Origin of the sequence: Selenomonas sp., from assembly GCF_052169755.1 — a bacterium.
GTDB lineage: Bacteria > Bacillota > Negativicutes > Selenomonadales > Selenomonadaceae > Selenomonas.
The window spans coordinates 1-6,877 of the sequence record NZ_JBQNBV010000107.1 but is presented as its reverse complement, the minus strand read 5'-3'; the positions used below and the strand labels follow the sequence as shown (position 1 = coordinate 6,877).

7 protein-coding genes are annotated in these 6,877 nt (G+C 56.9%); all 7 read right to left on the bottom strand.

All coding sequences use genetic code 11. The features are described from left to right. Positions 1–223 precede the first annotated feature (223 nt). Positions 224–532 carry a hypothetical protein gene (locus ACTTKG_RS08000; RefSeq protein ID WP_442673695.1) on the bottom strand — a complete coding sequence of 103 codons (309 nt, stop codon included), beginning with the start codon at positions 530–532 and terminating at the stop codon, positions 224–226. 2 nt (positions 533–534) lie between these two features. Then, positions 535–2,199: a glutamine--tRNA ligase/YqeY domain fusion protein gene (locus ACTTKG_RS07995; RefSeq protein ID WP_442673694.1), complete on the bottom strand. Its 1,665-nt coding sequence runs from the start codon at positions 2,197–2,199 to the stop codon at positions 535–537. Between the two features lie 191 nt (positions 2,200–2,390). Beyond that, entirely contained in the window at positions 2,391–3,158 is a 768-nt protein-coding gene (locus tag ACTTKG_RS07990) for an HD domain-containing protein (RefSeq protein ID WP_442673693.1), read from the bottom strand. A gap of 67 nt (positions 3,159–3,225) precedes the next feature. Beyond that, a complete protein-coding gene (gene uvrB / locus ACTTKG_RS07985) occupies positions 3,226–5,274 on the bottom strand; it encodes an excinuclease ABC subunit UvrB (protein ID WP_442673692.1) in 2,049 nt (682 codons plus the stop codon). A gap of 26 nt (positions 5,275–5,300) precedes the next feature. Then, entirely contained in the window at positions 5,301–5,696 is a 396-nt protein-coding gene (locus ACTTKG_RS07980; RefSeq protein ID WP_442673691.1) for a putative toxin-antitoxin system toxin component, PIN family, read from the bottom strand. An 11-nt stretch (positions 5,697–5,707) separates the two neighbouring features. Beyond that, complete coding sequence (locus ACTTKG_RS07975) at positions 5,708–6,004, bottom strand: type II toxin-antitoxin system RelB/DinJ family antitoxin (protein ID WP_442673690.1); 297 nt, start codon at positions 6,002–6,004, stop codon at positions 5,708–5,710. 194 nt (positions 6,005–6,198) lie between these two features. Further along, on the bottom strand, positions 6,199–6,877 hold a 679-nt coding region (locus ACTTKG_RS07970), incomplete at its 5' end, for a ShlB/FhaC/HecB family hemolysin secretion/activation protein (RefSeq protein ID WP_442673689.1).

Here is a 6,877-nt window from a genome sequence, read left to right as displayed (position 1 = left end):
TCCTGGCTGATGATCCCAAGGAGAATCATGAGCATGGCGCCGCAGATACCAATGATGGTGCGGTGAATCTTCTCTGAAATAATCAGCGCGTAAGCCGCGACGAAGATCACAATAGCAACAATTGTGCTTGTTTCCACTGGTTACACTTCTTTCTTCATAAAATTTTTGATGATACACCTCAAAAAAGCCTTTCACCTTGGAGCCCGCCCGCGAAGAAGCCGCCTCACCTCCCTTTCGTCTCTTTTGGCGCAAGCATGATCGTCGTGCCTATGCGCTTGATTTCTATGTGATAATTCTTGACGCCTTGGGTGAAGAGGTCAAGTTTCAGCTGCAAAAGCTCCTTGCCGAGTTTTTCCAGCAAAGCGGGCGTGAGCGCCGCGCGCGAAAGATCGCTTTCCTTCTCGCGCAAAGCACGGCGGCGTTTTTCTTCCTCACGCGCCTCGTGCTCCAAGAAGCAATCCTCAAGCGTAGCCTCTTCCTCGAACCCTTGGAGCATCGCCTTATCGGAAAGCCCCTTCGGTATCTTACCCATCTTCACCCCTTGACCTTTCCCCACGAATCCTTGAGTCCGACGACGCGGTTGAACACGAGCCTGTCGGGCTGCGTATCCTTGTCCACGACGAAATAGCCCGTGCGCAGGAACTGATAGTGCGTGCCTTCCGCCGTGCGTGCAAGGCTCGGCTCGACCTTCGCCCCCGCGATGACTTCGAGCGAATGCGGATTCAAGGACGAGATGAAGTCCGCCGCCTCTTCCTCCTCATCTGACTTCAAAAGATAATCGTAGAGGCGCACTTCAGCATCAACAGCGTCCTTCGCCGAAACCCAATGCAGCGTGCCCTTGACCTTGCGGTTCGCCGCACTGCCGCCCGACTTCGACTCGGGGTCATAGCTGCAGCGAAGCTCCGTGATCTCGCCGTTTTCATCCTTGACGACTTCCTCGCACTTGATGATGTAGGCGTGCTTCAAGCGCACCTCGCCGCCCGGGCGCAGACGGAAGAACTTCTTCGGCGGCTCCTCCATGAAATCCTCGCGCTCGATGTAAAGTTCGCGCGAGAACGGCACATAGCGCTTGCCGCCGCGTGTCGGATGGTTCTCTGCCAAAAGTTCCTCCGTCTTGTCCTCGGGATAATTCGTCAGCACGACTTTCAAAGGACGCAGCACTGCCATGACACGCGCGGCATGCTCATTGAGGTCTTCCCGCACACAATGCTCAAGCATTGCCACGTCGACCGTGCTGTTCGACTTTGCGACGCCGATGCGCTCGCAGAAGTCGCGGATCGAAGCCGGCGTATAGCCGCGCCGCCGAAGCCCCGAGATCGTCGGCATCCTCGGATCGTCCCAGCCGCGCACATGCCCTTCTTCGACAAGCTGGCGCAGCTTGCGCTTGCTCGTGATCGTATTCGTGACGTTGAGCCGCGCGAACTCGATCTGACGCGGGCGCGTATTCTTATCGAAGCCCAAGACTTCCAGAAGCCAGTCGTAGAACGGGCGGTGATCCTCGAACTCCAGCGTACACAAAGAATGCGTGATATTTTCGATGGCGTCCGACAGAGGATGCGCGAAGTCGTACATCGGATAGATGCACCAAGCATCCCCCGTGCGATGATGCACGGCGTGCGCGATGCGGTAGATGACGGGGTCGCGCATCGTGATGTTCGGCGACGCCATGTCGATCTTGGCGCGCAGCACGCGGCTGCCGTCGGGGAACTCGCCCGCCTTCATGCGCTCAAAGAGCGCGAGGTTTTCCGCGACGCTGCGACTGCGGCAGGGGCTCTCCCTGCCCGGCTCCGTCAGCGTGCCGCGATAGGCGCGAATCTCCTCCGCCGTCAGATCGTCGACGTAGGCAAGCCCCTGCTCGATCAAGGCGCAGGCGTACTCGTAGAGCTTTTCAAAGTAATCCGACGCATAGTAGCGGCGATCCCCCCAGGAAAATCCCAGCCACTTGATGTCCTCTTGAATCGAGTCGACGTACTCCGTATCTTCCTTCGTCGGATTCGTATCGTCAAATCGCAGGTTGCAAAGCCCCGCATACTTCTCCGCCGTGCCGAAGTTCAAGCAAATCGACTTCGCATGACCGATGTGCAGATAGCCGTTCGGTTCGGGCGGAAAACGCGTGTGAATACCCTCGGGGTGCTTGCCGCTCTTTCGATCTTCGTCAATGATGTTATAAATAAAATTCGATGCTGTCGCTTCTGCCATATTCGCTGCTCCTTCTGCGGCGCGTCCGATCTGCGCCCCGCCGACTGCGGCGGAAATTCGAGAAAAATCATAAAAAAATTGAACGCCTCTTTATTCGAGGCGCACAGGTCAAAATCCTTCTAATTCGTTGAATTTTTCTCAAAAAGTATAGGAAACAATGCCGTCGCCGGATCTGCACAGATGCGCTGCATCTATTTCGGAGACAAACCCTCATCTTCCTCGGCACATTTCTTCTCCACATAGGCGTGAAGGCGCTCGATGCCAAGCGCCATGCGCGGCTCCTCGGGCAAATGCGCGATGATGTCCTCGATGTAGCCGCGCTCTTTGACGCGCCGCAAGGTCCAGCTGAAATTCACGTCGTAGACCCACATGAGGCGCACGAGCTTGCGGTCGTCCATCGTGCGGATCCGCGTATAGTCGACCTGCTCGCCCGCGATGAACTTTTCGAGGAAATCGGGACTGACGCCCCTGCCGTCGGGCGGCGCGAGAAACGGGCGCAGCACGCGGAAAATATCGAGCTTGTCGGCGTCGCGCAAAAGCCGCGCGAAAAACACCTGCCGCGCGTTCTCGGTCGGCGCGATGACCTTCTTATTGTGATTCAAGATAGAAAAGCGCACGAGCGCCTCATCCGCAGGCGCAAGACGCGAAAGAAACGGCAATTCGTCGAGCACCTTGAGACCGAGAGCCGCATGATCCTCTGATACGGCGTCGTTGAACGTGCGGTAGAGCGTGAATTGGCGAAAGCGCCCTACATCGTGGAAAAGCCCCATGATTTCCGCCAGCTGCACATCGTGCGCAGAGAGCCGCAGATGCTTGGCAAGCTCCACGGCAATCGAGGTCACATAGCCCGTATGCACTTCCTTCATGCGAATCGCCTGCTGCACTTCCTCGTCCTCCGTATAGAAGGAGCGCATGTAAGCCGCCATCCAAGCGTGCATCTCACGCAGTAGTTTCTCCAAAAGTGTCGCCTCCGCTTATGTGCTTCAATTTACAGTATAACACAGCGCCTTCCGAACAACAATTTCCTCACGCGCCTTTTTTCTTCTTGCCCGGCAGCGAGCCTTCCAGCTCGATGATCATGTCGCGCAGTTCTGCGGCGCGCTCGAATTCCAAGGCGCGTGAAGCCGTCTGCATCTGGGCGAGCAGCGTGCGAATCAGAGACTCCTTCTGCTTCTTCGTGAGCTTCTTTTTCTTTCCGTCGGACGCCTCGCCGTAGGATGCGCGGCTCTCGGCGACGAGCGTCGTTTCGATCAGCGGCACGACGGGCTTGACGATGGTCTTCGGCGTGACGCCATGCGCCTTGTTGTACGCCTGCTGCACCGTGCGGCGGCGCTCCGTCTCGTCCATCGCACGCTTCATCGAGTCCGTGATGCGGTCGGCGTAGAGGATGACCCTGCCGCCCGCATTTCGCGCCGCGCGCCCAATCGTCTGGATCAGCGACGTATCGGAGCGCAGGAAGCCTTCCTTGTCCGCGTCGAGAATCGCCACGAGCGAAACCTCGGGCATATCAAGCCCCTCGCGCAGCAGATTGATGCCGACGAGCACATCGAACTTGCCCGCACGCAGATCGTGGATGATTTCGGCACGCTCGAACGTCGCTATGTCCGAATGCAGGTAGCGCACGCGCACCTGCATGTCCTTGAGGTAGTCCGTAAGGTTCTCCGCCATCTTCTTCGTCAGCGTCGTCACGAGCACGCGCTCGTCCTTTTTCGCGCGAATGCGGATCTCCGACAGCAGATCGTCCATCTGCCCCGCCAAAGGCCGCACCTCGACGATGGGATCGAGCAGCCCCGTCGGGCGGATGATCTGCTCGACGACCTGCTGCGCCTTTTCCAGCTCATACTTCGCGGGCGTCGCCGAGATGTAAATGATCTGGTTGATGCGCTGCTCGAACTCCTCGAAGGAAAGCGGACGATTGTCAAAGGCGGACGGCAGACGAAAGCCGTTTTCCACAAGCGAAATCTTGCGCGAGCGGTCGCCGTTGAGCATCGCCTTGAGCTGCGGCATCGTCACATGGCTCTCATCCATGACGATGAGGAAATCGTCGGGGAAGTAATCGAGCAGCGTATACGGCGCCGCGCCCGCCGGACGGTGCGTGAGGTGGCGCGAATAGTTCTCGATGCCCGAGCAGTAGCCCATCTCCTGCATCATTTCAAGGTCGTAGTTCGTGCGCTGCTCGATGCGCTGCGCCTCAAGCAGCTTGCCCTCTTCCTTGAAGTGCGCGACCTGCGCGATCTTCTCCTCGTCGATCGCCGCCATAGCGATCTCCATGTCCTCCTTCTTCGTCACATAATGCGACGCAGGAAAGACCATCGAATGCGTGCGCTCGCCGTAGATCTCTCCGGTCAGGACGTCAAACTCAATGATGCGCTCAACCTCGTCGCCGAAAAGCTCGATGCGCACGGCGCGGTTGTTCCAGCCCGCAGGAAACACTTCGATGACGTCGCCGCGCACGCGGAAGCGGCCGCGCTCAAAGGCGATGTCGTTGCGCTCGTACTGAATGGCGACGAGCTTGCGCAGGATGTCCTCACGCGCGACCGTCTGCCCCTTGTGCAGCGACAAGACCATCTCGTGATAGCTCTCCGGCGAGCCGAGACCGTAGATGCACGAAACGCTCGCGACGATGATGCAGTCGCGCCGCTCGAAGAGCGAGCACGTCGCCGAGTGACGCAATTCGTCGATCTCGTCGTTGATCGACGCATCCTTTTCGATGTAAGTGTCCGTCGAAGGAATGTACGCCTCGGGCTGGTAGTAGTCATAATAGCTGACAAAATAGCCGACATAATTCTTCGGAAAAAATGCCTTGAACTCACTCGCGAGCTGCGCCGCCAGCGTCTTATTGTGCGCGATGACCAGCGTCGGCTTCTGCACGCGCTCGATCGTCTTGGCGATCGTGTACGTCTTGCCCGTCCCCGTAGCGCCGAGAAGCACCTGCGCCTCCTGCCCGTTCTCGATGCCCGCCGCCAAGTCCCGAATCGCACGCGGCTGATCCCCCATCGGCTCAAAAGGCGCCGAAACCTCAAACGGTATCTCCTTGTCAAACTCCATCGTATTGAGCTTAGGCAAAATCGCCATACATGCGCCCTCCTGTGCAATCTACTTCAACTGTCCATGATATTCAAAAGCTGTTTTGGTGTAACGATATATGGTCTTTCAGGAAAATGCTTCATGTTTCCAGTGACGAGATATGCTCCATCCAAGCGCTTTTCCATGACGACTTTGTAAAAAGGTATATCTTTCATATCGGGCAAAATAATATCAATCGGTCTTGCCTGCACCAAGATGCCGAATCGTTCCATAAAAGACAGCAAATACTCTATCTTCTGCGGAGAAAATCCAAACTTCTTGCGTTCTAAAACCTCTCGATACTCTTTCATGATTACATCGCTGTACAACGGAACGATTTCTCCTGTAATCATCCTGCCAACAACCTGCACAGTAGCAGCATCCTCTTTAGAAGACAGCAACGCAGATACCAGTACATTCGTATCAATCACAGCAAGGCAAGTCATCTCCCTGCTCCCTGTCGAGCCATTGCAATCTCTCGATTGATTTCTTCCAACGTCATATCAGCCGCACCGCTTCTCTTTGCTTCTTGGCGAAGATTCATGAACGCCTGCATAGCGCCCTCTCTCGTCAACTCCGTCTCCGAAGAGATTTCAAAAGGTATCCTGCGCTCTCGTACCACGGCTCTGACAAACACATGGATAGCGGTCGCCATATTCATCCCAAATTCCTGGCACAATCCCTCAAATTGCCGTTTAAGCCCCTCTTCCATCCGCACGCTGAATGTTGTCTGCGCCATATTGAACACCCCCTTGAATATCCAAAATCCATACATCTATTCACCGCACCTGTACGGCTCTGTTCTCGCCGAATATCTACCTTTATTATATCGAACGAACAAAAAAAAGCAACCGCGCCAAGGAGACAATCCTTTCTCGGCGCAGTTGCTTTTCTCATACGCATATATTCCTGCTGTACTCTTTTGCTTTTCTCTTACCAGACCTTGCCGACCATGAACCACAGGCGGTTCTTTGCCTTGGCTTCGTCGCTTGCTTTCTCGGCGAGGCCGATGCGGCGCGCCCAGTCGAGGCGCAGGAAGTAGTCGCCGGGGCGGCTGTAGGTGACGCCGATGCCCCAGCCTTTGAGGGTTTCGCTGCCGTCTTTTCCGTCGTTGGCGTACTGCACGCGCCCCATGTCGAAGTAGGTGCTGAGGACGAGGTTCGGCACATCCGTACGGTACGAAAGCTCAAGGTTCGTCAGATAGCCGTTGTCTCCCGAGGCTTCGCCCTGCGGGTAGGCGCGTACGCCGCTCGCTCCGCCGAGGTAGATTTCTTCCGAGCTGTCGAGGTTCGTTCCGGCTTTCTGCGCCTGCGCCTTGAGGCTGATGTTCCAGCGGTCGCTGATCTCGTGGCGCAGGTTGAGGTTCAGCACGGCTTTCGTGAAGCTGCCTTCCGTACCCGCGCGCTTCATCTGCCGACGCGCCCAGGTAGAGTCCGCGCCGAGCCGTCCGGCGTAGCCCGTGAGGTCGTAGCTCCACGAGGTGCGATATTGACGCTCTGCCCCCTTGATGCCGATATGGAAGGCGCTGCTGTGCTTTTCAAGCTCCATGCCGATCTTCTTGTACTCGTCCTTGAGCCTGCGCCAGTCCCAGCCGTAGGTGACGGCGAGCGAG

Bases quoted from the DNA above. Each gene is read 5' to 3' on its own strand.
- ACTTKG_RS08000 (WP_442673695.1), bottom strand. From the start codon at position 532: ATGGGTAAGATACCGAAGGGGCTTTCCGATAAGGCGATGCTCCAAGGG.
- ACTTKG_RS07995 (WP_442673694.1), bottom strand. From the start codon at position 2,199: ATGGCAGAAGCGACAGCATCGAATTTTATTTATAACATCATTGACGAA.
- uvrB (WP_442673692.1), bottom strand. From the start codon at position 5,274: ATGGCGATTTTGCCTAAGCTCAATACGATGGAGTTTGACAAGGAGATA.
- ACTTKG_RS07975 (WP_442673690.1), bottom strand. From the start codon at position 6,004: ATGGCGCAGACAACATTCAGCGTGCGGATGGAAGAGGGGCTTAAACGG.